Raw genomic sequence first — 23,659 nt, forward strand, 5'->3', positions numbered from 1 at the left:
TCGGAATAAAATGCGCCCACGCGTGTTCGCACTTTGAATACGCGTGGCGGTTCAATCGACCGCCGCCCACCCGGCGCCTCACGAGAAGCCCCACGATCGGGATGAAAAATGGATGTCCGTGACGAGTTGATGGAGCATGTGCCGCGCTTGCGGCGCTATGCGCGAGCGCTGATCAACAATCGCGATCTCGCCGACGATCTGGTGCAAGACACGCTTGAACGCGCGCTCGGCCGCACCGGCATGTTCCAGCCCGGCACCGACCTGCGCGCATGGCTGTTTACGATCATGCATAACGTGTTCGCCAATCAGGCGCGTAAGGCCTCGGCACGCGCCGTCCACGTGGCGGTCGACGATGCCAGCGTCCACGAAAGCGAATTTGCGGTGCCGTCCGATCAAACCCGTTCGCTGGAAATGCGTGACCTTGATTATGCGTTGCAGCGCCTGCCCATCGAGCAGCGCGAAGTCGTGTTGCTGGTCGGTCTTGAGGAAATGAGCTATGCCGACGTGGCCCTCGCACTGAACATTCCGCTCGGCACGGTGATGTCGCGTCTTTCGCGCGGACGCGAGCGGCTTCGGGCGTTGATGGCGGGCACGCAGCCCGGTGCAAAATTACAGGTGGTGCGATGAGCGACCAACATACGCCGATCGGCGAAGAAGACCTGCACGCCTACGTGGACGGAACCCTGTCCGACGAACGGCGCGTCGAGGTGGAGCGCGCGCTCGAACAGAACCCCGAGCTGGCCGCCCGCGTCAGCGACTATTTCTCGCTGAACAACATGTTCCATGAACGCTATGACCGCGTGCTGAGCGAGCCCGTGCCCAAACGTCTGCAAACGCCGGCGGCCGGCAAGCGCCGCTGGCAGATTGCTGCCAACTGGCCGCAGGTTGCCGGCATGGCAGCGGCGCTGGTGATGGGTGTGGGCATCGGCATGGGCACGCACATGGGGCGGGACGTCGTCGCGCCGATTGCAGGTCAAGCGGACACGCGCCCCGTCAGTGCGGACAGTTCGGAAATGTTTGCACGGCAAGCCGCGCTGGCGCATGTGGTTTATATGCCCGCTATCGACCGTCCGGCCGACATGACCGCGGATCACGAACAGGATTTCGTGCAATGGCTGTCCAACCGGCTCGGCACCAACGTGCATCCGCCGATGCTGTCGAAGAGCGGTTTCAACCTGTCGGGCGGCCGCCTGTTGCCGGGCGCCGACGGGCCGACTGCCCAATTCATGTATCGCGGGCCAAACGGCGAACGCGTGACGCTGTGCATTTCGCATCGTCAGGTGAGTTCGAACACCACGGCGTTCAAGCTGTATCAGGACGGGCCGGTGAACGTGTTCTACTGGGTCGATGGCGACTTTGGTTATGCCGTGTCGGGCGGGATCGATCGCAAGGTGCTGTTGCAACTCTCGCACGACGTGTATTCGCAGTTGACGGGCGTGGCGCCGGGTTGAGAGGCCGCGCCGAACTGCAATAGCGGGCTCAGTTGGCTGAACCGCTGCCGCGATCGAGCGACGCCGCGCGCATGGCGTCGCCCGGATTGCTGAAGAACTGCTGACGCAGTTGGGCGACCTGCGCGTCGTGTTGCTGAGGCGGCAAATCCTGTTTGTCGATCTGCGCGCGCTGGCTTGCGTAGTCCGCGTAGCGGGCTTGCCAGGCGTCGTCGGCTTGCTGCATCTGCACGACGCGCTCCGCTGCTTCAGGCCCAAGTGTTTGTGTGATCTGCGCACGCGTTGCATCGAGCGAACCGCCTTGCTTCTGCGCCTGAGCGATCGCGTCGAGCGCGGCCTGCTGCTGGCGTGCACGCTCGTGGGCCGCGCGTACTTCCGGCGGGAGTGCGGCGTCCAGCGCGGCGAGGCGGGCCGCTTTCTGCGCGTCGCTGAGCGAGTTATCCGAAGCGATGCGCAGGCGTGCCAGATCGGTGTGTTGCCGCTGCGATTCAGTGCCGAAGAACGGCTCGTTCCAGTCTCCCATCAATCGCGCGCCCAACGCGTCGCGCTGATCGAGCGAGAGTTGCAGCGCGTCGAAGTTCGGCTTTGCGCCGCCCGGGTTCTGGCTTTGGCTCTGGGTCGGGGAACTGTCCGGTAATTGCGCGAGCGCCTTGAGATACGCGTTGTAGCGCTGCCAGACGGTCAGCGCTTCGTCAGCGGCCGACGTGCCGTCGAGTTGTGCCGCGATCTGACGACGCACCACTGCGTCGAGCGTCGCCGCTGAAATTTCATTTTGCGTCGTCAGGAAGTAATCGAAGAAATCGCGTACCGCACGCGTACGCGCGAGGTGGCCATGGCCATCGGTTGGCAAGCGCGGCGGCGATGACCCGTCGAGCGAAGCGGGCAATGCCCCGGCCATCGATGCGTCGGCGGTCGGGGTTTTACTCACAGCAGGCGCCTGTTGCGCAGAACTCGCGGCACGCCCAGTTTTTTGTGCCGACGCTTCATGCGTGAGCGGCGTACGGCTCAGCCATAACGCGGCGCCCGCCGACAGCACGCCCACCGCGATGAAAGCCAGCCACTGGCTCCGCGCACTGCCCCATTGCCGCCCCAATCGCCCCAATCGCCGCATCCGCTCACACGCCTTGCGTCTTCAACCGGTTAGCCTGCGTACGGATCACCGCAACCGGATCCGCTGCATTCGCGCCGCGCACGCCGAGCAACTGGTTGATTTCGTCGAGGTGGTTCCACTTGTAGCTGGTACTGAGCACCTTGCCGTAGAGCGCGCTGCACACCGAGACGAGGCCGTCGTTCTGTCCCGACTGGCGGCTCAGCATGATAGCGCCGGTGCCGTATAAAACGAGCGTCGACGGATCGAGGACGTCGGCGGCATCGAGCGGAGCGACACTGGTGTCGGTAGCACCTGGAATGCCCAGTATCGACGTGGGTTGAATCGCGCTGCCCGCCCACGAATACAACAGATGCGTGTTGCCGTTGACGGTTTCAGTCGCCGCGCCGGTTTGACACGAACCCGGTGCGCCGAGACCCGCGCTCGGATAGCGCAGGTTGTAGGCGGCGGCGTTCGCTGTGGTCAGCGTTTGCAGCGCGGCTACCGCGTTCTGGTTGGTGTTGTGATTGCTACTCGTCAGGATGCCGAAGATATTCGCAAAGGCACCGATGATCGGCGTCGAAAGACCGGTCGGGTCTTTTTTCAACGCGTCCTGCACGAAGTCGGCGAACTCCGAGCCGCGATGCGGCGTGCCGATGGTGGTCACCGACGCGACGAGTTCCGGCGCGACCGCCGCGACATAGCGCGACGTCAAGCCGCCCTGGCTGTGACCGATCAGGTTTACCTTCTGCGCACCGGTTGCCGCCAGAACCTGCTTCACGTAAGCGAGCAACTGTTCGCCACGGCCGTTCGGACCGTCATCGCTTTGAAAACCAGAAAGATTTGCCACATACACGGTTGCACCGTGCTGCTGGAGATCCGACTGAATGCCGTACCAGTAGTCGAGCACGCCGAGATACTTGTCGGTGCCGGTAAGGCCATGCACAAGGATGATCGGATAGCGGGTTGCCGCGTAGTCGTCGCCGGCGGTGTTCGATGTCGCGGCAACCGCGCGATCGATTCCGGTCGGCGTGGCGAGTGTCAGAAGCACGGCGAGCGGCGCATTGGCAACAGCAGCAGCGATCGCCCAGGCGACGATGCGAGAACCCTTCGATTTCGACATATGACGGCCTCCGGTTGCGAAGTCCGCATTTAGCTATGGAAATCGGTTGAGGGCAATAGAGCGGGAACTCCAAACTGGCTATGCTGCAGTGCGTTGCCAAGCTCTATCGCAGCGTTGCGATGCGGCGGGCATTGAAGAGTTCGAGTTCGATCATGCTGTCTGGATTCGCGCTTGACTTGACCAGCTCCCGCGGTGTCACCCCCAGCAACCGCCCCATCCAGTGCGCCATATGACTCTGATGCGCAAAGCCCGTCTCCAGCGCGATCTGACTCGCGCTCAACCGGCCTTGAAGCAGGAGCGCACGGGCCCGCTCCACGCGCCGCTGCACCACGTACTGATGCACCGGCATACCGAGCGTCTCGCGAAACAGCACCTTGAAATGCGGCACGCTCAACTCGGCGTGCGCGGCCAGTTCGCCAAGCGTGAGACGTTGATCCAGGTGCGCTTCGATAAACTCGATCACGCGCGCGGCGGTTTTCGGCGCAAGCGTACGGCGTTTGTTTTCGAGCTTGTCGAGTATCGGCGCGCTGCCGATCAGCCGCACCACCATCGCCGTACACAGGCTTTCAGCGTAAAGCGGATCGGACGCATCATCCGCTTCGAGTTCAGCACGCAAAGCCCAGGCCAGATGCTGAAAGCGCGGATCGCGCATCTGGAGCTGCGGACGCAGCCGCGCTTCGCTCGTTTTCAGTTCCAGTTGCTCGACGGTCCGCTGCGCGAAGTCCTCGCCGATCCACACGCTGAAAATCGTGCAGGCGGCTTCATCGGTCCACTGCCCGTCGACGCCTGCGGGAATCACATCGGCGTCGCCATGCGCCTGAATCCGCGAGTAGCGCCGCTCGCTGCACATGCAACGCGCCTTGACCGGCGCGCCAACATGCACGCCCACGCGATGATGCTTGAGCGCCGGGATCCGGTGCAGTCCGGCTGACACATTGACCAGTTCCGCACCGAAACCCTGCCAGCCGAGCGCCTTGCTGGAACGCAATACCAGGCGGGAACCACTGTGCGGTTGCAGTATCGGTGTCACGGCATTCATTGCTTTCCCTCGTGGATGACGGCCAACGTGTGTGCATTGTGCTGCGTTTTTCGCCGCTTTGCTTGAGCTCGCGCTGCCACAATCGGCATGCTGCGTCGCCGCAGCAGAAAACAATCATCCGAATCTGCGCACGACGATCCGCGCCCGCGCGTTTCTCGCGCCCCGCTTCCCTAAGATGACGACATACCGATCCAGCCAGGAGCCGAACGTGTTTGTGATCTTTGGAGCAGCAGGCAATGTAGGTAGAGTGAGCGCGGCGGCATTGCGCCGGGCGGGCTGTGACGTGCGCGCGGTAGTCCGTAGCGCCGAGCAAGGTGCGGTGCTGGAGGAAATCGGCTGCGAAATCGCCATTGCCGATCTGCTCGACGCCGCCTCGGTCGCGCGCGCTATCGAAGGCGCATACGCGGTACAGATACTGTGCCCGGTGCCGCGCGCCGACGCCGATCCCGCAACCACGATGCGCCGCATGATCGACGTGAGCGCAAACGTATTGCGCGCCGACCCGCCACAACGCGTGCTCGCGCTCTCGGACTACGGCGCGGAACATCCGAGCGGCACGGGCATTACGACGCTGTTTCACACCCTCGAAATGCGGCTCGCGCCCATTCCCGCGCAATTGACGTTTCTGCGTGCAGCGGAACACATGCATAACTGGGCCCGCATCTTACCTGTCGCGCTCGCGAGAGGCGTCCTGCCGAGCTTGCATCATCCGTTGACCAAGCTGTTTCCGACGGTCGCCGCCGAGGACGTCGGACTGCTGGCCGCCGAATTCCTGCTCGATGAGAGGCCAGCGAAAGAGGCGCCGCGTGTGGTCAGTATCGAAGGCGAAACGCGCGTCAGCGCGTTAGACCTCGCACATACGCTCGGTGCATTGACGCACCGTCAGATTACGGCCTACGAAGTGCCCCGCGGCGAATGGGCCGCGATGCTCCAGGGTGCGGGACTCGGCGAGAATCACGCGCGTCTCATCACGGATCTGTACGACGCACACAACGCGGGCCGCATCGACGTCGAAACCGGGATCAGCGAGCGGCGCTTCGGCTCGACCGCGCTCGCGGACGTCTTCGCGGCGATCCTGGCACGCGTCGCCGCAACGTCGACGGCAAGCGCCGCCGCACGCTGAACGGCACTCGCGATAGGAGAAACGGCATGCATACCTGCCCATTGCTGCGCGCATCGATGAAATCGCGGAAAATCGCCGTGCGGCGTCCACTGCACGCGCGCGGAACGACGAGCAGCCGCGACTGGACGGCGATTCTGGAGATTTCGGCTGGCCTTGCGGGACTAGTCGGCTGGCGAGCGCTTCAGGACGTGCTCAACGCGATTCCCGACAGTAACGACGACTTCAGTTTGTTCTGACTCACCGGCCCCGACGAACCACCTGCGCGCCGTGGGCGCGCCGCAGCTCCGGCGAAGCCAGCCAACCTGAGGCCGCACTCTATTGACGAAAACGACGTGTTAGCGCCGGCCGCCGTTTGCAGGAGGCGGCCGGCGTCTATGCGTCGCTCATTCGTTTTCGTCGAAGTAGTGCCCAAACTTCGATTGCTTGGTGCGGATATAGCGCTCGTTTTCCTCGCGCATCGGAATCGCCAGCGCAACCCGCTCGCATACCGGAATACCGTGCTTCGACAGCGTGTCGAACTTCTCCGGATTGTTGCTCATCAGGCGCACCGAGGTCACCTTGAGCGTGCGCAGAATGCCCGCCGCCGAATCGTATTCGCGCGAGTCGTCGGGCAAGCCAAGATCGAGATTGGCCTCGACGGTGTCACGACCCTGCTCCTGCAGCGCATACGCGCGAATCTTGTTCGACAGGCCAATGCCGCGCCCTTCGTGGCCACGCAGATAGAGCAGCACACCGCAGCCTTCGGCCGCGATATAACGCAGCGCCAGATCGAGCTGCTCGCCGCAATCGCAGCGGTACGAGCCGAGCACGTCGCCCGTCAGGCACTCGGAGTGCAGGCGCGTCAATACGGACGACTTGTTGGCGACGTCGCCCATCACGAGCGCGAGATGTTCGGCGCCGCTTTCACACACGCGAAACACGTATGAGGTGAACGTGCCGTAGCGCGTGGGGAGCGTGGCGGTAGCGTCGAGGATGACGCATTCGCCGTTGATTGCGCCGTCTGCTGCTGGCGACGGATCGTGAGACGTGAGCATGGCGTTGGACAATGGTGCTGACATGAACCCGATCAAACCGGGGATAAGGTACGGACAAGTACGGACTGGGAGTTTACCGCTAATCGGCGCAACGCACCCGGATGTCCATGCGCCGCGCAAGGAACCGCCGTGGCGCCGCGCCGCTCCCGAACGCTAACCCATGCCGGACATGCTGCACGCCACAGGTATTCCCGGAGTACTTCCAGCGGCGCTGCGCGCCTATACTGGAATGGCCTGTCCCTCACGACAGCGCGCCGCATCGGCGTGCTGCACTGCGAAACGGAGCCGCTCCATGACAAGCGTTGCACAGCTTCTTAAAACAAAACCCAATCACACCACCGTTTTTACTGTCGAGGCCGACGATTCCGTCTACGACGCGATCAAGCTAATGGCTGAAAAAGGCATCGGTGCACTGGTCGTGACCGAGGGCGACAGCATCGCCGGGATCGTGACGGAGCGCGACTATGCGCGCAAGGTCGTGCTGATGGACCGTTCGTCGAAGGCCACGCCAGTGCGCGACATCATGAGCAAAGCCGTGCGCTTCGTCCGCCCCGACCAGAGCACCGACGACTGCATGGCGCTGATGACCGAACGGCGTATGCGCCACTTGCCGGTGATCGAAAACGACCGGCTGGTGGGCATGGTATCGATCGGCGACCTGGTGAAGAACATCATCGCCGAGCAGCAATTCACCATCCAGCAACTGGAGTTCTATATCCACGGCGAACGGCCCTGAGATTCGCCGCACGCCGGGTGTGACTCGCTGCCGGGCGTAACCGGGCGTAACCGGGCACAAGCGGGCGCAAAAAAAGCCCAATCCTTGAAAGAGGTTGGGCGAAGCTACCTTGCGGCAGCGGAGGTTCCTGTTTCATCAATGCGCGCCGCATACGGCGCGCATTGTCATATTCCTGGCGAACTGCTGACTGCTTGCTGATTGCCGAGCGTGCATTTGTTCGACGCACGCTCGGCCAAACTCATGGGGCTACGCACCTGCAGCCCCTCATTGCACCCAATCAATCAGTTACCGAAATAAACCGACTTCGGGCCGGACATCGGCTGGACCACGCCACCCGCTTGCGACGAACCGCTCACCGCGCCGCCGTAACCACTGGTATTCGCGACCGGTTCCTGCGTCTGCGCGACGGCCGGATTTTGCGCCTGCACACGGCTTTCGGCGGCCTGAATGTCAGACGGATAGTTTGTGTCGTTGCTGGTGGCCGGGTTGTAGCCCGCCTGTTCCAGCTGGATCAACTGACTGCGAACTTCCGCGCGGGTCAGGGGTTGTTGGCTCGATTGAGCGAACGAAGCGACCGGGGCGGCCAGAATGGCCGCAATAGCGACTGCCTTGATGAGCGAGTTCATGATGATTTACCTCCAGATCTGGTTTTTTGCTTCGCTTGCCACACCATGTGAGAAGCGAGTGATTCCAGTCTAGTCACCCGATCATCGAGGGAAAACCCTTAATTACGAGATACATAATTGTTCGATTCGCAAGAATGCAGCGGAACTTACGCATGAGCGCGATTGAAGTCCCGTTCTTGCCGTAATAATTGTCGGGATCGTAACCCTTCTGTTTGATGTTCCGACAATTTCACCCACTACGCATGTTCACCGCATCGCATGTCGCTAGTGATCAATCCGGCGCGTGGGTCAACGTTTCGGCATGCGGAGGCAGCAGAAGCTTTCGTGGTCCGCTGACGAACGCACTGCCTGGTTCAAAAAACCGCAATGGCCGATGCATTTCGCGCGATAAGCCGATGCGTGTCGTCACGCCGATCGGCACATCCTTCTCTATCACGCCAATCCACAGGTCACGCCCGGTGCAAAGATCGCGGCCGTCGAACGACTGACCGATGCCCAGGGCCATGGTGAGCCGGCCAGGGCCGCGCGCAAGGTCGCGCAGCGGCACGCCAGGCCGCCGCGCTTCCATCAGCGGCAAGCCTTCCAGCGGTTCGATGGCGCGCAGCAGAATACCGGCGCCGATATCCTCCGCTTCCGCGGACATGTTCAGCATGTACGAGAGCCCGTACGTGAGCCGGATATAAGCGTGGCCGGGGGCAAGAAACATCGAGCCGTTATACGGACGGCGGCCTATAAACGCGTGGCTGGTCGAGTCGCCGACCGGATACGCTTCGGTTTCGACAATCCGGCCGCTCATACGGCCTTCGGGAAGATCGTGCACCAGGTATTTGCCAACCATGAAGCGCGCCAACGCGGTTGCATCCGGCGGCAAATCGTCACGAAGCAATGGGAAGATGGGTAGCGGTTGTTTCTGCATGCGGTCCGGATGGATCTTTAGGCGCGAGGCGCAAGGTCGACGCAGGCGCGAGTTGGGCACTCAGCGGACACGCACGAGCGTGTCGCCGCGCCGCATCAAGCGATAAAGCGCCATAAAGCGCCATCGGCCCGCATTCATCCGCCCATTCGTTGTACCAAAACCTCACTTCCGGGCAGCGGCGCAATCACCATGGCACTAATTGGAGTATCGTGTGTTTCCGGCCTGCAGCACAGCCCTTGCCGGCATGCGTGTGTTCAAGCGCACCTGATCAACTTACAGTTTGCAAGAAGTCGCACGATCCGCAGCAACGTTCCATTCAGATTTGATCCCGAAGTACCGCTGGCGTAGTACACCGGCCCATCCACGGGCCGTCGTGTTCATGACAATAGGAGAGAGTTGAATGAAAGCATTCCAGGCAATCAAGATGGTCGGCGGCGCGCTGATCGTTCTGGCATCCGTCAGTGCGTACGCGCAAACCAGCGATGCCGCGGCTACGGCAGCCCCCACGGCTGCTTCGGCGGCGCCTAACGCCAAGTCGGTCAAGAAAGCCGACCGTGCATTGGGACGCAAAGTGCGCAGCGCGCTGTCGAAGACCAAGGGCCTGACGGTGACCAATATCACGGTGCGCGCACGTAGCGGTGCAGTGACGTTGGCCGGCACGGTGCCTGAACAGCCGCAAGTCGACCTGGCCACTCAGGCCGCGCAAGCCGTGCCGGGCGTGACGTCGGTCAAGAACGCACTATCGATCCGTCCGGTCGGACAGTAAAACCGCATCAAGCAGCCTTAGTGCTACGCCGGGCGCAATGCTTCTCGCAAGGCGGCGCGTCCGGACTGAAACATCCAGCCTGTTTCCCCTGAATTTCCCCGCAATTGCCAAATCCGGCGGTTGCGCACCTTCGCCACTGCGTCGGCACAATCCGTCCCGCGGGCTCACAAAGCCTCGCCCGCCGCAAACTATCCTTTATAATTTAATGCGTTAGGACGCGTTGTTGACAGGATGGTTTAGCAACTTACGCTCGCTCGCAGGTCTTGCCGGCGCCCACCTGTTCATCTCGCGCCAGTCAGCTACAGGCAACAAGAACCCGCAACGAAAGGAAGCCCCGAATGACCACGACCGCGACCGCCTTGCCCCGCTGGACCATCGCCGCGCCTTTCGTCGCCTGGATCGTGCTGGGCGCCGCGTATGCCCTTCCGGGTAATGGGCTGCTGCTCGCGCTGATCGGGGTCGCACTGTGCGCTGCCGTGTTCACAGCGGTGCACCATGCGGAAGTGGTGGCGCATCGTGTCGGCGAACCGTTCGGCACCCTGGTGCTGGCGGTGGCCGTGACGGTGATCGAAGTTGCCCTCATCGTTTCGGTGATGTTGACGTCCGGTCCGGAAAAAGCCGGTCTCGCACGCGACACGGTGTTTGCCGCGGTCATGATCGTCTGCAATGGGATCGTGGGTATTTGTCTGCTGGTGGGCGGCATCCGGCATCGCGAGCAGGACTTTCAGAGCCGTGGCGCCGCGGCCGCGCTGGCAGTGCTTGCGTCCTTGTCTGTATTGACGCTGGTGATGCCGAATTACACGACGACCAGCGCCGGCCCGCTTCTGTCGTCGTCGCAACTGGCGTTCGCGGGTGTCTCGTCGCTGGTGCTGTACGGGGTGTTCGTGTTCGTCCAGACCGTGCGGCATCGCGACTACTTTCTCGCCGACGTCCCCGACGAGGACGTCCATGCCGCCCCGCCAAGCATCGGTGTCGCGCTGGCGGCCGGCGGTTTGCTGGTGGTGTGCCTGGTCGCTGTCGTGTTGCTGGCGAAAGTGCTCTCGCCCGTGGTCGAAACCGCGGTGAAGAACGCGGGCGCGCCGCCGGCGGTGGTCGGCATTATCATCGCCGCGCTGGTGCTGCTGCCGGAAGGACTTGCCGCCGTGCGCGCGGCGCGCGCCGACCGTTTGCAGAACAGCCTGAATCTCGCGCTCGGCTCGGCGCTGGCCAGTATCGGGTTGACCATTCCAACGGTTGCCGCCGTGTTCTTATGGACCGCCCAGCCGCTCATCCTCGGTATCGACGGCAAAGAAACCGTACTGCTGATGCTCACGCTGGTAGTCGGCACCCTGACGCTGAGCTCCGGACGCACGACGATCCTGCAAGGCGCCGTGCATCTGTCGTTGTTCGCGGCGTATCTGTTTCTGTCCTTCGCGCCCTGACGGTGGGTCTCGGGTCTAAGGTCTGGGGCCTTGCGCCCCGCCCAGACACCGGGCGCCGCCTGCTCGTCCTACTCTTCCCAATGCGCCGCGATCCAGTTGCGAAACAGATTCAGCTTCTGCTGATGCGCGACTGAATCCGGATACACAAAGTAATAGCGCCAGCCGGTCTTGAGCACTGTCTCGAATGGCCGCACGAGGCGCCTGGCCGCGACGTCTTCGTCGATCAACGCAAGGTCGCTGATGGCGACACCGAAGCCCTGCAGCGCGGCGTTGGTCGCCATGTCGAGCGTGTCGAAGCTCGGGCCGTGCTCGGCGTCGATAGCTTGCGCATTCGCTGCATCTACCTCGCTCACTCTGGCAAGCCACATCTTCCAGTCGCGATGATCGCGCGTCGGATGCAGCAGCGTGTGGCGCGCCAGATCCGCGACCTGGTCGAGCGGTTTGTCTTTCAGCAGATCGGGCGCGCACACCGGCGTCAAACGCTCCTCGAACAGAGGCACCGCCTGCACGCCCACACCCGGAGACGAACCATAGATGATCGCCGCATCGAACGGCTCGAGCTGGAAATCGACGTCGTGCTGCCAGGTCGTCGTGATCTGAACGTGCAGCTCGGGATACTCGGCCTGGAAGCGCATGATCTTCGGCAACATCCAGCGCATCACGCAGGTCGGCACCTTCAGTGCGAGGTCGGTGCGCTGCCGCGTGAGGCGCAGCGATATCTCCTCGATACGCGCGAAGCTCTCCTTCACGGCCGGCAGCAGCAACTCGCCTTCGGCGGTCAGCGTCAGACCTTTGGCGTGGCGTTTGAAGAGGGGAAACTTGTAATAGTCCTCGAGCGCGATGATCTGCCGGCTCACCGCGCCTTGCGTCAGGCATAGGTGATCCGCGGCACGCGTGAAGCTGCGATGCCGTGCGACGGTTTCGAAAATCTGCAACGCGTTGAGCGGAGGGAGACGTCGCATCGGAGTAGTCCAATCCGGAATCAGGAAAAATCATTGCGTGGATGGCGGCGTTGTACGCCGTCACGCCCTGTGAGCCCACAGGATACGCGATCAGAAGTTCTCGCACGCGGTGCGCTCGGGCAAACCGCATGCATTTCACTCATGACCCGGCCGTCAATTCAAGCCTTGGCACACCCGCTTGCACCGACTCAGGGCAAATCCTGCCGGACATCGCACCAGAACCGAGCTTTCCTCATACCTCCTCAGGCCCCTCTACGCCAGAAAATCATGGACGTTAACCCCGATACGCCACTGGATTGGGGCTCGCAAGGATCGAAGCAAAGCCTCCGCTAGCGTCGCGCGGCAGCCAACCCATGAGATTCTGTCATGCGCTCCATGCGCATATTTCGTTTGTTGGGGGATTTTGGCAAATCTAGAGTGCATCCACACGCAACGCATCGGGTATCGCGTGAGGTCGGGAACAAAAGGTTGGGCACCACAAGCAGCGCAAATGGGCGATGCAACGGCAGCGGTCAGAGCGAAACTCACAAGGCAACAGGCGTTCAACACAGGAGACCGCCATGCAAGAGATCAAACGGGGTAGAAGGCAGGCCATCAAGGCGATCGGCACGGCACTCGCGGCGTCCACATTGCCGATGCCGTTTATCAATCTCAGAGCGCAAGAGCACAACTTCTCCGGCAAAACACTGCGCTTGCTGACCTGGTCGGACGACACCGGCGCCGCTGCCTTGCGCAATATCGCCGCCACGTTCACGGCGAAGACCGGCGCGAAGGTGATCGCCGACCGCGCCGACGGCACGTCCGGCATGGTCGCCAAGGTCAAGGCCGCGAGTGATCGCCCCACTTACGACGTCATCACCCTGGCCGGCGTCGGCGCGGCGGGCCTCGGCGACGCGGGCCTGCTCATGAAGCCCGATCTCGACAAGCTACCGAACCTGAAGGACGTCGCACCGCAATACCGCACGGGCGCGAACGGCTTCGGCGTGGGTTATCTGCTGTGGTCGGACGGCTTGATCTACAACACGTCAACAGTCAGGACGGCGCCGTCTTCGTACGAAGCACTGTGGGATCCGAAATACGCCGGACGCCTGTTCCTGCCGCCGCCCGAATGGGCCGAAGCGGTAGACCTCGCAATCATCGCCGCAAAAATGAACGGCGGCTCGCAACAGAATATCGAACCCGGCTTCAAGAAGCTGATGCAGTTGAAAGACCGCGTGATGACGCTCGGCGAGAACCCGAATCAGGTGGCCGATCTGTTCCGCACCGGTTCGCTCGATATCGGCGGCATCTATTCGCCGGCCTTTTTCCCCGACCAGATCCGCAAGCCCGAATACAAGATGGGCGTGACCTACGGCATGAAGGAAGGCTTCGCCACGCAGCTGATGTTCACGGTGATCCCGAAGTCGCATCCCGCCGACAGCGATCTGATCCACGCCTTCATCAACCATTCGCTCGATGCCGGCGTGCAAGGCCGCATGGCTGCCGACGTGCTGAACGGCCCCGTCAATTCGAAAGCGGTGATTCCGGCGGAGAGCCGCGCGTTCGTGCCGAGCCCGCAGCAGATCGCCGAGAAAGCGATCCTGCATGACGACAAGGCGCTCGCCGTCGTGCAGCCGGCGTGGATCAAGCGCTACACCGAAATTTTCTCGGCATGACCGCGATGCTCGCGCGGTTTTCGCGGCGTGCATCGTCGGCGTCGGACGCTGGGTCGGGTGACGCGCCGGACACAGCACCCGGCTCGCCCGGCGCGGCCTCCGGTGCACCGGGCGAGCCGGCGTCCACGGCGCTCGCGAAAGCGCGCCCCTGGCTTCTGCTCGCGCCAATCCTGCTGTTTCTCGCCATTCTCGGCGCGGCGGCGCTCGTCGTACTGCGAATGAGCTTCGGTACGCAAGGCAACGAATGGCATGGCTTCACGCTACAGAACTACGCCGATCTCCTCGACGGCTACTTCCTGAAGTCGCTGTGGCTCACGCTGAAGCTCGCATTTCAAAGCATGGTCTGCGCCGTGCTGCTGGCGATTCCCGTCGCTCTCGCGATGGCGCGCACCAAGTCGCGGCTCGCGCGGCGGCTGCTGCTCGCGGGCGTGCTGCTGCCCTTGCTCGTCAATCTGCTGCTGCAAGGTTACGGCTGGCTGATCATTCTTGGTCCGGCTGGCCTGCTCAATCACGCGCTGCTCGGCAGCGGCCTGGTCGAGCGCCCGGTGATGTGGCTGTATCGCGAACACGGCGTGTTGCTCGGCTTGATTCAGACCGCGTTTCCTCTGGCTGTGCTGCCGTTGTCGAGCGCGATGCGTGCGGTCTCGAGCTCGTATGAAGAAGCCGCGGCCACGCTCGGCGCGACGCGTTGGCAAACGTTGCGTCACGTATTGCTGCCGCTTGCCATGCCGGGGCTCGTGTCCGGCGCGTTGCTCGTGTTCGCCTACAACGCCAGTGCGTTCGCCGTACCCCTGTTACTCGGCGGACGTCGCGTGCCGATGCTGGCCGTACTGGTTCACGATCAAGTCGCGCCTCTGCTGAACTGGCCCGCAGCATCCGCGTCGGGCGTCGTATTGATGATCGCGACGCTTACCGTGATGGCGCTGTCGCAACGGCTCGTACGCCGTACGCAACGTCTCGCCGAGGAACCGCACCCATGAGCACGCCGATCCGGACTCCGCGCCTGCCGCGTTTGCCACGCTCGCCGCGCCTGCCGCGTTTGCCGACCACCATGCCCGGCCAGCTCGGCAAGGCCACCGCGCTGCTCGCCGCCGTCGTGCTGTTCCTCGCCGCGCTGCCGATCCTGACGATGATCACCATGTCGTTCAGCGCGGCCGACACGCTCGAATTCCCGCCGCACGCCTACGGCCTGCATTGGTACCGCGCGGCATGGCACAGCTTTGTCTCGCCGGATGCGAGCGACTCGCTCTCGATGGGCGCCGCGCTCAGCACAAGCCTGATCGTCGCGCTCTCGACGATGGTTATCGCCACCCTCGTCTCGGTGCCGGCCGCGTACGCACTGAGCCGCTACCGTTTTCGCGGCAAACCGGCAGTCGAACAACTGGTCGCGCTGCCGCTCGTCTATCCGCTGGTGATGCTCGGCTTGTCGCTGCTGCTGGTATTCAACGTGCTGCCGGTCGAGCTCGGCGTATTTCGCCTGATCATCGCGCACGTGATTCTGGCGCTGCCGTTCACGGTGAAGAACTGCGCGGCATCGGTAGCGTCGATCGGCCCGGAGTTCGAGGAAGCGGCCTGTGTGATGGGTGCAAGCCCAGGCCGCGCGCTGATCGACGTGATCCTGCCGCTGATGCGCCCCGGTATTCTCGCCGGCATGCTGTTCGCGTTCATCGTCTCGTTCAACGAATTCACAGTGACGTTCTTTCTGTACGGCATCGACACGATGACGCTGCCCGTGTGGCTCTATAGCCGCACGGTGTCGTCGCTCGATCCGACTGTATTCTGCTTCGCCGTATTTATCGTCGCGATCGACTTCGCGCTGATCTGGCTGCTCGAAAAGCTGATCGGCGACGAAGGGGTGGCGCTTTGACCGCCCTTTGCCTTTCGATCCGCGCTGCGCTGATGCCTTTTTGCTGGAGCATTCGATGACCCATCTGACCTTGCAGGCCGTGACCAAGCGCTTCAATGCGGCCTATGCCGTCGACAGCGTCGATCTGAGCGTGCCCGACGGCAAGCTGGTGTGCTTTCTCGGGCCGTCCGGCTGCGGCAAGACCACGCTCCTGCGGATGATCGCAGGGCTGGAAACGCCGAGCGCGGGCAGCATCAATTTTGCAGGCCGCGATATCACGCATCTGCCGGCGAACCAGCGCGACTTCGGCATGGTGTTCCAGTCGCTCGCACTGTTTCCGCACATGACAGTGGCGCAAAACGTCGCGTATCCGCTCAAGCTGCGCAAGACCGCGAAAGATGCGCAAGCGCGCCGCGTCGCTGAGTTGCTGGATCTGATCCAGTTACCGCATATGGCGAACCGGCCCGTCACGCAACTCTCCGGCGGCCAGCGGCAACGCGTGGCGATTGCGCGCGCAATCGCATCGCAACCGAAACTGCTGCTGCTCGACGAACCGCTCTCCGCGCTCGACGCCAAGCTGCGCGAAGCGATGCAGGTGGAGATCCGCCTGCTGCAACAGCGTCTCGGCATCACGACGATCATGGTCACGCACGACCAGCGCGAGGCGATGACAATGGCCGACGAAATCGTCGTGATGGAGAAAGGCCGGATTGCGCAAGTCGGCAAACCGCTCGATATTTATCGCGACCCGGTCAGCGAATTCGTCGCTGACTTCATCGGGCTCGGCAATATCCTGCCGGTCACTTACGACGGCGCGGGGGGCGTCAGCCTGCCGGGGGGCAGGCGCATTGCGGTGGCGCAGCCGGCACGCGTGCCGCAATCCAGCAGCGACATCCGTCTGTTGATCCGGCCGGAAGATGTGTGCGTCAAATCGGCGTCCGACCATGCAGGGCCGAACCGCCTCGCGGGCACGGTAACCTTTATCCGCGACGTGGGAGCCTCACTCGAAGCGACGATCGATTGCGCGGGTTTCACGCTGACGGCCGCCACTACCCCGCGAGAAACGCCGGGACTGGCGCTCGGCATGCCGGTGCTCGCGGAATTGCCACCGCACGCGTGCAAACTGATCGCTGCCCGCGCGGCGCATTGAAACGCTCATCCAGAAAAAACATTCCAGCACCGAGTTTTCGACAGAGGAAAGACCATGAATCAGCCCCAAGTTGCCCGATCGAACGCGCGCCGCGTCTTCGCCACCCTTGCCGCCACGCTCGCCTTCACCGGCCTCGGCGCACTGTGCGCCCTTGCGTCGCCGGCCGCGCATGCCGACGCGCTCGACAACATCGCCAAGACCGGCACGGTGCGCATCGGCGTATTCGAGGACTATCCGCCGTTCGGCTCGATCGGCCCGGACATGAAGCCGATGGGCTACGACATCGACGTTGCCAACCTGATCGGCCGTGCGCTCAACGCGAAGGTCGAACTCGTGCAGGTGACGGGCGACAACCGCATGGCCTACCTCGCCGACCACAAGGCTGACATGCTGCTTTCAGTCGGCCAGACGCCGGAGCGCGAAAAGGTGATCGACTTCTCACAGCCCTACGCGCCCTACTACCTCGCCGTCTTCGGCCCGAAGGCACTGCCCGTGAAGAACGCCGCCGACCTCGCCGGCAAGACGATTTCGGTCGCGCGGGGCACGCTGGAAGACCTGAGTGTGACCAAAATCGCGCCGCCCAGCGCGACCATAAAAAGATTCGACGATCCTAACGGCGCAATTTCGGCGTTTCTTTCTGGTCAGGTACAGTTGATGGTAGTCGGCAACGACGTCGGCGCAACCATTCTCGCGCGTCATCCGGCGAACGATCCCGAGCAGAAGTTCTCGCTGTTCAGCTCGCCGGATCACGTCGGCTTGAACAAGAACGAGCCGCGTCTGAAGCAGAAAGTCGACGAAACGATTGCCAAGGCCCGCAAGGACGGCACCATGAACGCGATTTCGCAGAAATGGCTGCGCGCGCCCCTGCCGGCCGATCTCTAAACCCTTATTGCACGGACGCCTTCGGAACGTCCACGCCGGAGTTTGACCTCACGATGAGCGCCACGTCATGACCTACGCGTTCGATTTCAGCGGCTTCGGCCTCTATGCGGGGCTGCTCGCGCGCGGCGTTGCCGTCACACTGGGACTGACCGCCGTGTCCACCGTGCTCGGCGGTGTCGTCGGCATTGGCGGCGCGAGCATCGCGGTGGCCGGGCCAAAGTGGGCGCGCTGGGTGGTCGCGACTTACGTCGAATTGATCCGCAACACGCCCTTCATCGTGCAGTTGTTCTTCATCTTCTTCGGCTTGCCGAGCCTCGGCATTCATATCGACGAGGTACAGGCCGCGATTCTGGCGATGACTGTCAATCTCGGCGCCTACGCGATCGAAATCGTGCGCGCCGGGATCGATTCGATTTCGCGCGGCCAGGTGCAGGCGGCGCAGGCGCTCGGCCTGCATGGGCGCCAGGTGTTTCGCTACGTCGTGCTGCCGCAGGCGCTCGCCAACGTGTTTCCCGCCTTGTTGAGCCAGGTGCTGATCGTGATGCTTGGCTCGGCGGTGGTTTCGCAAATCTCGGTCCCCGATCTGACTTACGCGGCCAACTTCATCCAGTCGCGCAACTTCCGCTCGTTCGAGAGCTACCTGATCATCACCGCGACGTACCTGGTGTTGTCGATCGTGTTGCGGCAACTCATGAACCGGCTCGGCCGCAATCTCTTTGCGGGCCGCGTGGCTCGTGGCGGCAATAGCGGCAGCGCGCCGCGCAACTGGCGTACCCGCCTGATGTGGCGCGGCGCCCGCACCCTGCCGACGGAGCGTTGATCATGGTCGAATTCACGCTGTGGGACATCGCCCGCAATCTGTTGCTCGCCGCCCGCTGGACGGTGTTGTTGTCGCTGATCGCGTTTGTCGGCGGCGGCATTGTCGGGCTGATTCTGCTCGCGATGCGCGTGTCGCCGTTGCCGTGGCTGCGGCGCATCGTGGTGGTGTACGTGGAAGTGTTTCAGGGCACACCGCTGCTGATGCAACTGTTTCTGGCGTTTTTCGGCCTGCCCTTGCTGGGCGTCGATGTGTCGCCCTGGGTCGCGGCAACCGTTACGCTGACGCTTTATACCAGCGCGTATCTGGTCGATATCTGGCGCGGTTGCGTGGAAGCCGTGCCGCGCGGCCAGTGGTCCGCGGGGGCGAGTCTGGGCATGACGTTCGGCCAGCAACTGCGCTACATCGTCTGGCCGCAGGCACTGAAAATCGCCGTCGCGCCGACAGTCGGTTTCCTCGTGCAGGTGGTAAAGAGCACGGCGCTGGCGTCGATCATCGGCTTCACGGAATTGACAAAGACCGGCACGATGATCACCAACGCCGCCTTCCGCCCGTTTCCAATCTACGGCATGGTCGCGATGATTTACTTCGCGATGTGCTTCCCGTTGACGTGGTACGCCCGCGTGCTGGAGAAACGGCAGAAGGTGGGACAGCACCGTTGAGGCTTCCCCCTGGTCGATAAAAAAGCGGCAACCGTGCAAAACGGTTGCCGCTTTTTTTCGTTGCGAACCTTGAGCGCGACGCCGCTAGCGAGCCGCCTGAGTCGACTTGCGCAGCTTCGCCACGTCGGCCGCCGTAACCGCCGGTCCACCGTTATTCCACCCGGCGCGCACGAAGGTGAGCACATCGGCGATCTGCTGGTCGTTGAGCACCGGAGCGTACTTCGGCATCGGATACGGCGCGGGAATGCCACCGATCACCAGGTCCTCCGTGCCGTTCAACGTCACGTTGATCAGCGAGGACGGATCCTTTTCCAGCACGTTCGGATTGCCGGCCAGCGGCGCCAGCATCGGCGCAAAACCGCGTCCGTCGACACCATGACAGTGCATGCAATACGCCGTATAAACGCGCGCACCGGCATCGTTCGCGGGACGGTTCAACGACACTTTCGTCGCCTGTGGATCGTACGAGTAAGGCGGCGCGCCACTGCCACCCGCCGGCGGCAGCGACTTCAGGTACGTCGACATCGCGGCGATGTCGGTGTCGTTCATGCCTTGCGTGCTGTTGTTGATCACGCTGGTCATCGAACCGAACGCCGATGCATGGCGATTGGCGCCGGTTTTCAGGAACGCCTGCAAGTCCTGATCGTTCCAGCGACCGAGGCCGAGGTTGTGCTCGCCCGTCAGGTTTGCCGCGAACCAGCCGTCGAGCAGGCCGCCGGTCAGGAACGCGCTGCCACTTTCATCCAGCGCCTTTTCCTGGAACGCAATGCCGCGTGGCGTATGGCACGAGCCGCAGTGCCCGAGGCCCTGGATGAGGTACGCGCCACGATTCCACGCCACCTCCTTGCCGGGCTTGTCCTGATAGACGCCCTTCTCCAGGAACACCATATTCCAGAACTTCAACGGCCAGCGCATGTTCAACGGCCATTTGATGTCCGGCTCGCGATTCGCCTGCTGCACCGGCGCGACGCCGCTCATGAAGTATGCGTACAGCGCTTTCATGTCGTCGTCGTTGACCTTCGCATAGGACGGGTACGGCATCGCCGGATACAGGTTGTGACCGTCTTTCGCGACGCCTTCGCGCATCGCTCTGGCAAAGTCCTCTTCCGTGTAGTTGCCGATGCCGGTTTGCTGATCCGGCGTGATGTTGGTGGTGTAGATCCGGCCCATCGGCGTGACCATCGGCAGGCCGCCGGCGAACGGCTTGCCCTTCGGCGCTGTATGGCAAGCAACGCAATCGCCGACCTTCGCCAGATAGGCGCCGCGCTGCACCAGGTCTTGATCCGCGGCTTGCGCCTGGGTCTGTGTCAGGAACGGCAAAGCCATGCAGAGCGCCGCGCCGAAACCCTTGAGTGTGTTTTTCATGTTGGGCTCCCTTCAGTCAGGCGGTTTGCAGTTGGCTGCCGACCGGCAACTGGCGCAGCCGCTTGCCGGTGGCCGCGTAAATCGCGTTTGTGAGAGCTGGCGCGAGTGCTGCCGTGCCGGGCTCGCCGATACCGCCCGGCGCCTCGCTGCTCTTCACGATATGCACCTCGATGGGCGGCGTCTGATCGATCCGCAGCATCCGGTAGTCGGTGAAGTTGTTCTGCTCCACGCGGCCGTCCTTGATCGTGATCTGGCTATAGAGCGCGGCCGTGATGCCGAAGATGATGCCGCCTTGCACCTGGGCTTCGATCGTGTTCGGATTCACCACCATCCCGCAATCGACCGCGCACACCACGCGCTTGACCGATACCTCGCCCTGCTCGACGGCAACGTCGACGACCATCGAGAAGAAGCTGCCGAATGCATGCATCACCGACACCCCGCGCCCTTGCCCGTTCGGCACCGCACTGCCCCAGCCCGCCGCCTGCGCGGCAGTGTTGAGCACGTTCAGCGCGCGGGGTGTTTTGCCCAGCAGATCCTGGCGGTATTTGACCGGATCGACTTTCGCCTGCGCGGCGAGTTCGTCGATAAAACTCTCGACTACGAAGGTACCGCGTGTCGGTCCTACGCCCCGCCAGAATGCGGTGGGAATGGCATGTGGTTCCTGGCGAACGTAGTCGACCAACTGATTCGGCAGGTCATAGGGCAGATCAGCGGCAACTTCCACGGCATCGGGATCGAGCCCATGCTGGAACGCGGGCGGCGCAAAGCGCGCCATGATCGACGAGCCGACAATCCGATGCTGCCACGCGACCGGTTTGCCGTTCGCGTCGAGCCCGGCGGAAATCTTGTCGTAGTAGTACGGCCGGTACATGTCGTGCTGGATATCTTCTTCACGTGTCCACAGCACCTTTACCGGCGTCGACACCTGTTTGCCGATCTTGACCGACTGCGTGACCATGTCGAATTCGAGCCTTCGGCCAAAGCCGCCGCCGATCAGATGGTTATGCACGACGATCTTGTCCGCGGGTAAACCGGTTACAGCAACCGCCGCATCCACCACCCGCGTCGGCACTTGCGAGCCGAGCCAGATATCGCAGCCGTCGGGCCGCACGTGTACCGTGCAGTTGATCGGTTCCATCGTGGCATGCGCGAGGAACGGTTGCTGATACACGGCGTCGACCCGTGTCTTCGCGTTTGAAAACGCGTTGCTCACGTCGCCTTCTTTACGCGCCACCGCGCCGTTGCGTTGCGAGGCGTTGGCGAGATCGTCGACGATCTGCTTCATGCCGATCTGCGCGCCCGCGCCTTCGTTCCATTTGATATCCAGCGCCTGCAAACCGCGTTTGGCGGCCCACGTATGGTCGCCGATCACGGCAACCGCGTTGTCGATCTTGACGACCTGGCGCACGCCGGGAATCTTCTTCGCGTTGGTATCGTCGACGCTGGCGAGCGTGCCGCCGAATACCGGGCAGTTCGCAATGGCCGCGTAGACCATATCGGGCACACGCACGTCCAGTCCGAACATGGCCGTGCCGTCGACCTTCTCGGGCGAATCGAGACGCTTCACCGCGGTGCCGATCACCTTGAAATCTTTCGGATCTTTCAACGGCACGTTCTGCGGCGCGGGCAGCTTCGCCGCGGCGCTCGCCAACTGTCCGTAACCGATGCTGCGATTGCTCGCCGCATGAATCACCTGACCGGCTTGCGCATGGCAGCTTGCCGGATCGACCTGCCATTGCTGTGCGGCGGCGCCGATCAGGAGCGTGCGCGCGGCCGCGCCGGCCCGGCGCATCGGTTCCCACGCATAGCGGATCGACGTCGAACCGCCGGTGAGCTGGCCGCCGAGCAGCGGGTCCATGAAGAGCTTTTCGTTTGGCGGAGCGTGGTCGAGCGTGACCGAGTCGAGCGGCACTTCAAGCTCTTCCGCGATCAGCATTGGGATCGACGTGTAGACGCCTTGCCCCATTTCGACTTTCGGAATCACCAGCGTGACCTTGCCCGCCGTGTCGATCTGGATGAAGGCGTTCGGCGCGAACACGCCGTTCTGCGGCGCCTCATCTCCATCGCCGCCGATCACCGATTTGCCGGCCTTCTGATCCTGACTGGCTGCCGGCATGCTGAAACCGAGCAGCAAGCCGCCGCCGGTTGCCGCCCCGACCGTGACGCTGAACTTCAGGAACGTGCGGCGTGTGATGCCGCTTTTGCCACGCTTCGGAGGCTGCGCGCCGTTTTGTGCATCGAGCAATCCCTGGGACATGTCAGGCCCCCTTCGCGGCTTGCTTGATCGCCGCGCGGATGCGGTTATACGTCCCACAGCGGCAGATGTTACCGGCCATGGCGGCGTCAATGTCCGCGTCGGTCGGACTGGGATTGCCCGCGATCAGCGAAGCCGCCGACATGACCTGCCCCGACTGACAGTAGCCGCACTGCACAACGTCCAGTTGGCGCCATGCCTGCTGGACCTTTTGCCCGGCGGGTGTGTCGCCGACCGCTTCAATAGTGGTGATTTTCTTGTCGCCGACAGCCGCCGCCGGCAGTACGCACGAGCGCACCGCGACGCCGTCGAGATGCACGGTGCATGCGCCGCATTGGGCGATGCCGCAACCGAACTTGGTGCCGGTCAAGCCGACGAGATCGCGCAACACCCACAACAGAGGCATATCGGGGGGTGCGTCGACAGTATGAGTCTGGCCGTTGATGTTGAACGTTGTCATAGGCGGCTCCGAGTGGGGTTTATTGTTTGTCGGGATGCTTGTACAAGCTGCTTGTCAGACTGCTTATCAGGCTGCTCAGTCAGACTGTTTGGGCTGAGACGTCGAACCAAAACGCAAAAACTTGCGGTGTTTATTCGACAAGCCGTGCTAATACGCGATGCGGCTACAGTTCAATGGGTGCAGCAGGCAGTGCGCAGCGCGAGCGCGCTGGAAGGGACGTGGAAATTGTAGTCTTGCATAAAGAAGTCCGCAGACCAAGCGGGCATGTCCGCAGCGTATCCGCA

At 62.9% G+C, this 23,659-nt stretch carries 24 protein-coding genes; 14 read left to right on the forward strand and 10 right to left on the reverse strand.

The window, feature by feature from the left end; genetic code table 11:
• The first annotated feature begins 108 nt into the window (after positions 1 to 108).
• Positions 109 to 627, forward strand: coding sequence for a sigma-70 family RNA polymerase sigma factor (locus GH665_RS30600; protein WP_028197214.1), 519 nt, complete (start codon positions 109 to 111; stop codon positions 625 to 627).
• The gene (locus GH665_RS30605; RefSeq protein WP_153140909.1) at positions 624 to 1,451 is read left to right on the forward strand and encodes an anti-sigma factor family protein; all 828 of its coding nucleotides are present in this window, start codon (positions 624 to 626) and stop codon (positions 1,449 to 1,451) included. The genes GH665_RS30600 and GH665_RS30605 overlap by 4 nt, the downstream gene beginning before the upstream one ends.
• A 28-nt stretch (positions 1,452 to 1,479) precedes the next feature.
• Here GH665_RS30605 and GH665_RS30610 read toward each other — a convergent pair whose 3' ends face one another.
• The 3 genes from GH665_RS30610 to GH665_RS30620 form a co-directional block, all read right to left on the reverse strand.
• The gene (locus GH665_RS30610) at positions 1,480 to 2,559 is read right to left on the reverse strand and encodes a lipase secretion chaperone (protein ID WP_153140910.1); all 1,080 of its coding nucleotides are present in this window, start codon (positions 2,557 to 2,559) and stop codon (positions 1,480 to 1,482) included.
• Positions 2,560 to 2,563: 4 nt separating this feature from the next.
• Positions 2,564 to 3,658 carry a triacylglycerol lipase gene (locus tag GH665_RS30615; protein ID WP_153140911.1) on the reverse strand — a complete coding sequence of 365 codons (1,095 nt, stop codon included), beginning with the start codon at positions 3,656 to 3,658 and terminating at the stop codon, positions 2,564 to 2,566.
• 103 nt (positions 3,659 to 3,761) lie between these two features.
• A complete protein-coding gene (locus GH665_RS30620) occupies positions 3,762 to 4,697 on the reverse strand; it encodes an AraC family transcriptional regulator (protein ID WP_153140912.1) in 936 nt (311 codons plus the stop codon).
• A gap of 208 nt (positions 4,698 to 4,905) precedes the next feature.
• On the opposite strand from GH665_RS30620, the gene GH665_RS30625 reads away from it, so the two are divergent.
• Together GH665_RS30625 and GH665_RS30630 are read left to right on the forward strand one after the other, a co-directional pair.
• Positions 4,906 to 5,820, forward strand: a complete 915-nt coding sequence (locus tag GH665_RS30625; RefSeq protein WP_153140913.1) for an NmrA family NAD(P)-binding protein — start codon at positions 4,906 to 4,908, stop codon at positions 5,818 to 5,820.
• A gap of 26 nt (positions 5,821 to 5,846) precedes the next feature.
• Positions 5,847 to 6,056, forward strand: a complete 210-nt coding sequence (locus GH665_RS30630) for a hypothetical protein (RefSeq protein ID WP_153140914.1) — start codon at positions 5,847 to 5,849, stop codon at positions 6,054 to 6,056.
• Between the two features lie 147 nt (positions 6,057 to 6,203).
• Here GH665_RS30630 and ribA read toward each other — a convergent pair whose 3' ends face one another.
• Positions 6,204 to 6,854: a GTP cyclohydrolase II gene (gene ribA / locus GH665_RS30635; protein WP_153142376.1), complete on the reverse strand. Its 651-nt coding sequence runs from the start codon at positions 6,852 to 6,854 to the stop codon at positions 6,204 to 6,206.
• A gap of 292 nt (positions 6,855 to 7,146) precedes the next feature.
• Here ribA and GH665_RS30640 point away from each other — a divergent pair, with 292 nt between their 5' ends.
• Positions 7,147 to 7,590 carry a CBS domain-containing protein gene (locus GH665_RS30640; protein ID WP_030100740.1) on the forward strand — a complete coding sequence of 148 codons (444 nt, stop codon included), beginning with the start codon at positions 7,147 to 7,149 and terminating at the stop codon, positions 7,588 to 7,590.
• A gap of 281 nt (positions 7,591 to 7,871) precedes the next feature.
• On the opposite strand, the gene GH665_RS30645 is transcribed toward GH665_RS30640, so the two are convergent.
• Both GH665_RS30645 and GH665_RS30650 read right to left on the reverse strand, forming a co-directional pair.
• Entirely contained in the window at positions 7,872 to 8,216 is a 345-nt protein-coding gene (locus tag GH665_RS30645) for a DUF4148 domain-containing protein (RefSeq protein ID WP_153140915.1), read from the reverse strand.
• A 271-nt stretch (positions 8,217 to 8,487) separates the two neighbouring features.
• Positions 8,488 to 9,132, reverse strand: a complete 645-nt coding sequence (locus tag GH665_RS30650) for a DNA-3-methyladenine glycosylase (protein ID WP_153140916.1) — start codon at positions 9,130 to 9,132, stop codon at positions 8,488 to 8,490.
• A gap of 400 nt (positions 9,133 to 9,532) precedes the next feature.
• Between GH665_RS30650 and GH665_RS30655 the strand changes: the two genes are divergently transcribed.
• Positions 9,533 to 9,898 carry a BON domain-containing protein gene (locus tag GH665_RS30655; protein WP_153140917.1) on the forward strand — a complete coding sequence of 122 codons (366 nt, stop codon included), beginning with the start codon at positions 9,533 to 9,535 and terminating at the stop codon, positions 9,896 to 9,898.
• A gap of 338 nt (positions 9,899 to 10,236) precedes the next feature.
• Positions 10,237 to 11,319: a calcium:cation antiporter gene (locus tag GH665_RS30660; RefSeq protein WP_153140918.1), complete on the forward strand. Its 1,083-nt coding sequence runs from the start codon at positions 10,237 to 10,239 to the stop codon at positions 11,317 to 11,319.
• Between the two features lie 68 nt (positions 11,320 to 11,387).
• On the opposite strand, the gene GH665_RS30665 is transcribed toward GH665_RS30660, so the two are convergent.
• A complete protein-coding gene (locus GH665_RS30665; protein ID WP_153140919.1) occupies positions 11,388 to 12,281 on the reverse strand; it encodes a LysR substrate-binding domain-containing protein in 894 nt (297 codons plus the stop codon).
• Positions 12,282 to 12,841: 560 nt separating this feature from the next.
• On the opposite strand from GH665_RS30665, the gene GH665_RS30670 reads away from it, so the two are divergent.
• The 7 genes from GH665_RS30670 to GH665_RS30700 all read left to right on the forward strand — a co-directional run bounded on the left by GH665_RS30670 (position 12,842) and on the right by GH665_RS30700 (position 19,293).
• Positions 12,842 to 13,936, forward strand: a complete 1,095-nt coding sequence (locus GH665_RS30670; protein WP_153140920.1) for an ABC transporter substrate-binding protein — start codon at positions 12,842 to 12,844, stop codon at positions 13,934 to 13,936.
• A complete protein-coding gene (locus GH665_RS30675; RefSeq protein WP_153140921.1) occupies positions 13,933 to 14,916 on the forward strand; it encodes an ABC transporter permease in 984 nt (327 codons plus the stop codon). The genes GH665_RS30670 and GH665_RS30675 overlap by 4 nt, the downstream gene beginning before the upstream one ends.
• The gene (locus GH665_RS30680; protein ID WP_153140922.1) at positions 14,913 to 15,803 is read left to right on the forward strand and encodes an ABC transporter permease; all 891 of its coding nucleotides are present in this window, start codon (positions 14,913 to 14,915) and stop codon (positions 15,801 to 15,803) included. The genes GH665_RS30675 and GH665_RS30680 overlap by 4 nt, the downstream gene beginning before the upstream one ends.
• Before the next feature lie 55 nt (positions 15,804 to 15,858).
• Entirely contained in the window at positions 15,859 to 16,932 is a 1,074-nt protein-coding gene (locus GH665_RS30685) for an ABC transporter ATP-binding protein (protein WP_153140923.1), read from the forward strand.
• A gap of 54 nt (positions 16,933 to 16,986) precedes the next feature.
• The gene (locus tag GH665_RS30690) at positions 16,987 to 17,814 is read left to right on the forward strand and encodes a transporter substrate-binding domain-containing protein (RefSeq protein WP_153140924.1); all 828 of its coding nucleotides are present in this window, start codon (positions 16,987 to 16,989) and stop codon (positions 17,812 to 17,814) included.
• 67 nt (positions 17,815 to 17,881) lie between these two features.
• Positions 17,882 to 18,634 carry an amino acid ABC transporter permease gene (locus GH665_RS30695; protein WP_153140925.1) on the forward strand — a complete coding sequence of 251 codons (753 nt, stop codon included), beginning with the start codon at positions 17,882 to 17,884 and terminating at the stop codon, positions 18,632 to 18,634.
• A 2-nt stretch (positions 18,635 to 18,636) separates the two neighbouring features.
• Positions 18,637 to 19,293 carry an amino acid ABC transporter permease gene (locus GH665_RS30700; protein ID WP_046570695.1) on the forward strand — a complete coding sequence of 219 codons (657 nt, stop codon included), beginning with the start codon at positions 18,637 to 18,639 and terminating at the stop codon, positions 19,291 to 19,293.
• An 84-nt stretch (positions 19,294 to 19,377) separates the two neighbouring features.
• Here GH665_RS30700 and GH665_RS30705 read toward each other — a convergent pair whose 3' ends face one another.
• From GH665_RS30705 to GH665_RS30715, 3 genes are read right to left on the reverse strand one after another with little or no spacing between them, the layout of a single operon-like run.
• Positions 19,378 to 20,658, reverse strand: a complete 1,281-nt coding sequence (locus GH665_RS30705) for a c-type cytochrome (protein ID WP_153140926.1) — start codon at positions 20,656 to 20,658, stop codon at positions 19,378 to 19,380.
• Positions 20,659 to 20,674: 16 nt separating this feature from the next.
• Positions 20,675 to 22,918, reverse strand: coding sequence for a xanthine dehydrogenase family protein molybdopterin-binding subunit (locus tag GH665_RS30710; protein WP_153140927.1), 2,244 nt, complete (start codon positions 22,916 to 22,918; stop codon positions 20,675 to 20,677).
• A 1-nt stretch (position 22,919) separates the two neighbouring features.
• Positions 22,920 to 23,375 (reverse strand): (2Fe-2S)-binding protein, encoded by a 456-nt coding sequence (locus GH665_RS30715; RefSeq protein WP_153140928.1) that lies wholly within the window; start codon positions 23,373 to 23,375, stop codon positions 22,920 to 22,922.
• Between the last annotated feature and the right edge of the window lie 284 nt (positions 23,376 to 23,659).

The organism is Paraburkholderia agricolaris, from assembly GCF_009455635.1.
Taxonomy (GTDB): Bacteria; Pseudomonadota; Gammaproteobacteria; order Burkholderiales; family Burkholderiaceae; genus Paraburkholderia; species Paraburkholderia agricolaris.

What these genes read in the sequence shown, in the direction of transcription:
- GH665_RS30705 (WP_153140926.1), bottom strand. Translation starts at nt 20,658, where the DNA reads ATGAAAAACACACTCAAGGGTTTCGGCGCGGCGCTCTGCATGGCTTTG.
- GH665_RS30700 (WP_046570695.1), top strand. Translation starts at nt 18,637, where the DNA reads ATGGTCGAATTCACGCTGTGGGACATCGCCCGCAATCTGTTGCTCGCC.
- GH665_RS30690 (WP_153140924.1), top strand. Translation starts at nt 16,987, where the DNA reads ATGAATCAGCCCCAAGTTGCCCGATCGAACGCGCGCCGCGTCTTCGCC.
- GH665_RS30680 (WP_153140922.1), top strand. Translation starts at nt 14,913, where the DNA reads ATGAGCACGCCGATCCGGACTCCGCGCCTGCCGCGTTTGCCACGCTCG.
- GH665_RS30715 (WP_153140928.1), bottom strand. Translation starts at nt 23,375, where the DNA reads ATGACAACGTTCAACATCAACGGCCAGACTCATACTGTCGACGCACCC.
- GH665_RS30695 (WP_153140925.1), top strand. Translation starts at nt 17,882, where the DNA reads ATGACCTACGCGTTCGATTTCAGCGGCTTCGGCCTCTATGCGGGGCTG.
- GH665_RS30605 (WP_153140909.1), top strand. Translation starts at nt 624, where the DNA reads ATGAGCGACCAACATACGCCGATCGGCGAAGAAGACCTGCACGCCTAC.
- ribA (WP_153142376.1), bottom strand. Translation starts at nt 6,854, where the DNA reads ATGCTCACGTCTCACGATCCGTCGCCAGCAGCAGACGGCGCAATCAAC.
- GH665_RS30630 (WP_153140914.1), top strand. Translation starts at nt 5,847, where the DNA reads ATGCATACCTGCCCATTGCTGCGCGCATCGATGAAATCGCGGAAAATC.
- GH665_RS30620 (WP_153140912.1), bottom strand. Translation starts at nt 4,697, where the DNA reads ATGAATGCCGTGACACCGATACTGCAACCGCACAGTGGTTCCCGCCTG.
- GH665_RS30600 (WP_028197214.1), top strand. Translation starts at nt 109, where the DNA reads ATGGATGTCCGTGACGAGTTGATGGAGCATGTGCCGCGCTTGCGGCGC.
- GH665_RS30685 (WP_153140923.1), top strand. Translation starts at nt 15,859, where the DNA reads ATGACCCATCTGACCTTGCAGGCCGTGACCAAGCGCTTCAATGCGGCC.
- GH665_RS30665 (WP_153140919.1), bottom strand. Translation starts at nt 12,281, where the DNA reads ATGCGACGTCTCCCTCCGCTCAACGCGTTGCAGATTTTCGAAACCGTC.
- GH665_RS30710 (WP_153140927.1), bottom strand. Translation starts at nt 22,918, where the DNA reads ATGTCCCAGGGATTGCTCGATGCACAAAACGGCGCGCAGCCTCCGAAG.
- GH665_RS30655 (WP_153140917.1), top strand. Translation starts at nt 9,533, where the DNA reads ATGAAAGCATTCCAGGCAATCAAGATGGTCGGCGGCGCGCTGATCGTT.
- GH665_RS30675 (WP_153140921.1), top strand. Translation starts at nt 13,933, where the DNA reads ATGACCGCGATGCTCGCGCGGTTTTCGCGGCGTGCATCGTCGGCGTCG.
- GH665_RS30640 (WP_030100740.1), top strand. Translation starts at nt 7,147, where the DNA reads ATGACAAGCGTTGCACAGCTTCTTAAAACAAAACCCAATCACACCACC.
- GH665_RS30660 (WP_153140918.1), top strand. Translation starts at nt 10,237, where the DNA reads ATGACCACGACCGCGACCGCCTTGCCCCGCTGGACCATCGCCGCGCCT.
- GH665_RS30670 (WP_153140920.1), top strand. Translation starts at nt 12,842, where the DNA reads ATGCAAGAGATCAAACGGGGTAGAAGGCAGGCCATCAAGGCGATCGGC.
- GH665_RS30645 (WP_153140915.1), bottom strand. Translation starts at nt 8,216, where the DNA reads ATGAACTCGCTCATCAAGGCAGTCGCTATTGCGGCCATTCTGGCCGCC.
- GH665_RS30650 (WP_153140916.1), bottom strand. Translation starts at nt 9,132, where the DNA reads ATGCAGAAACAACCGCTACCCATCTTCCCATTGCTTCGTGACGATTTG.
- GH665_RS30615 (WP_153140911.1), bottom strand. Translation starts at nt 3,658, where the DNA reads ATGTCGAAATCGAAGGGTTCTCGCATCGTCGCCTGGGCGATCGCTGCT.
- GH665_RS30610 (WP_153140910.1), bottom strand. Translation starts at nt 2,559, where the DNA reads ATGCGGCGATTGGGGCGATTGGGGCGGCAATGGGGCAGTGCGCGGAGC.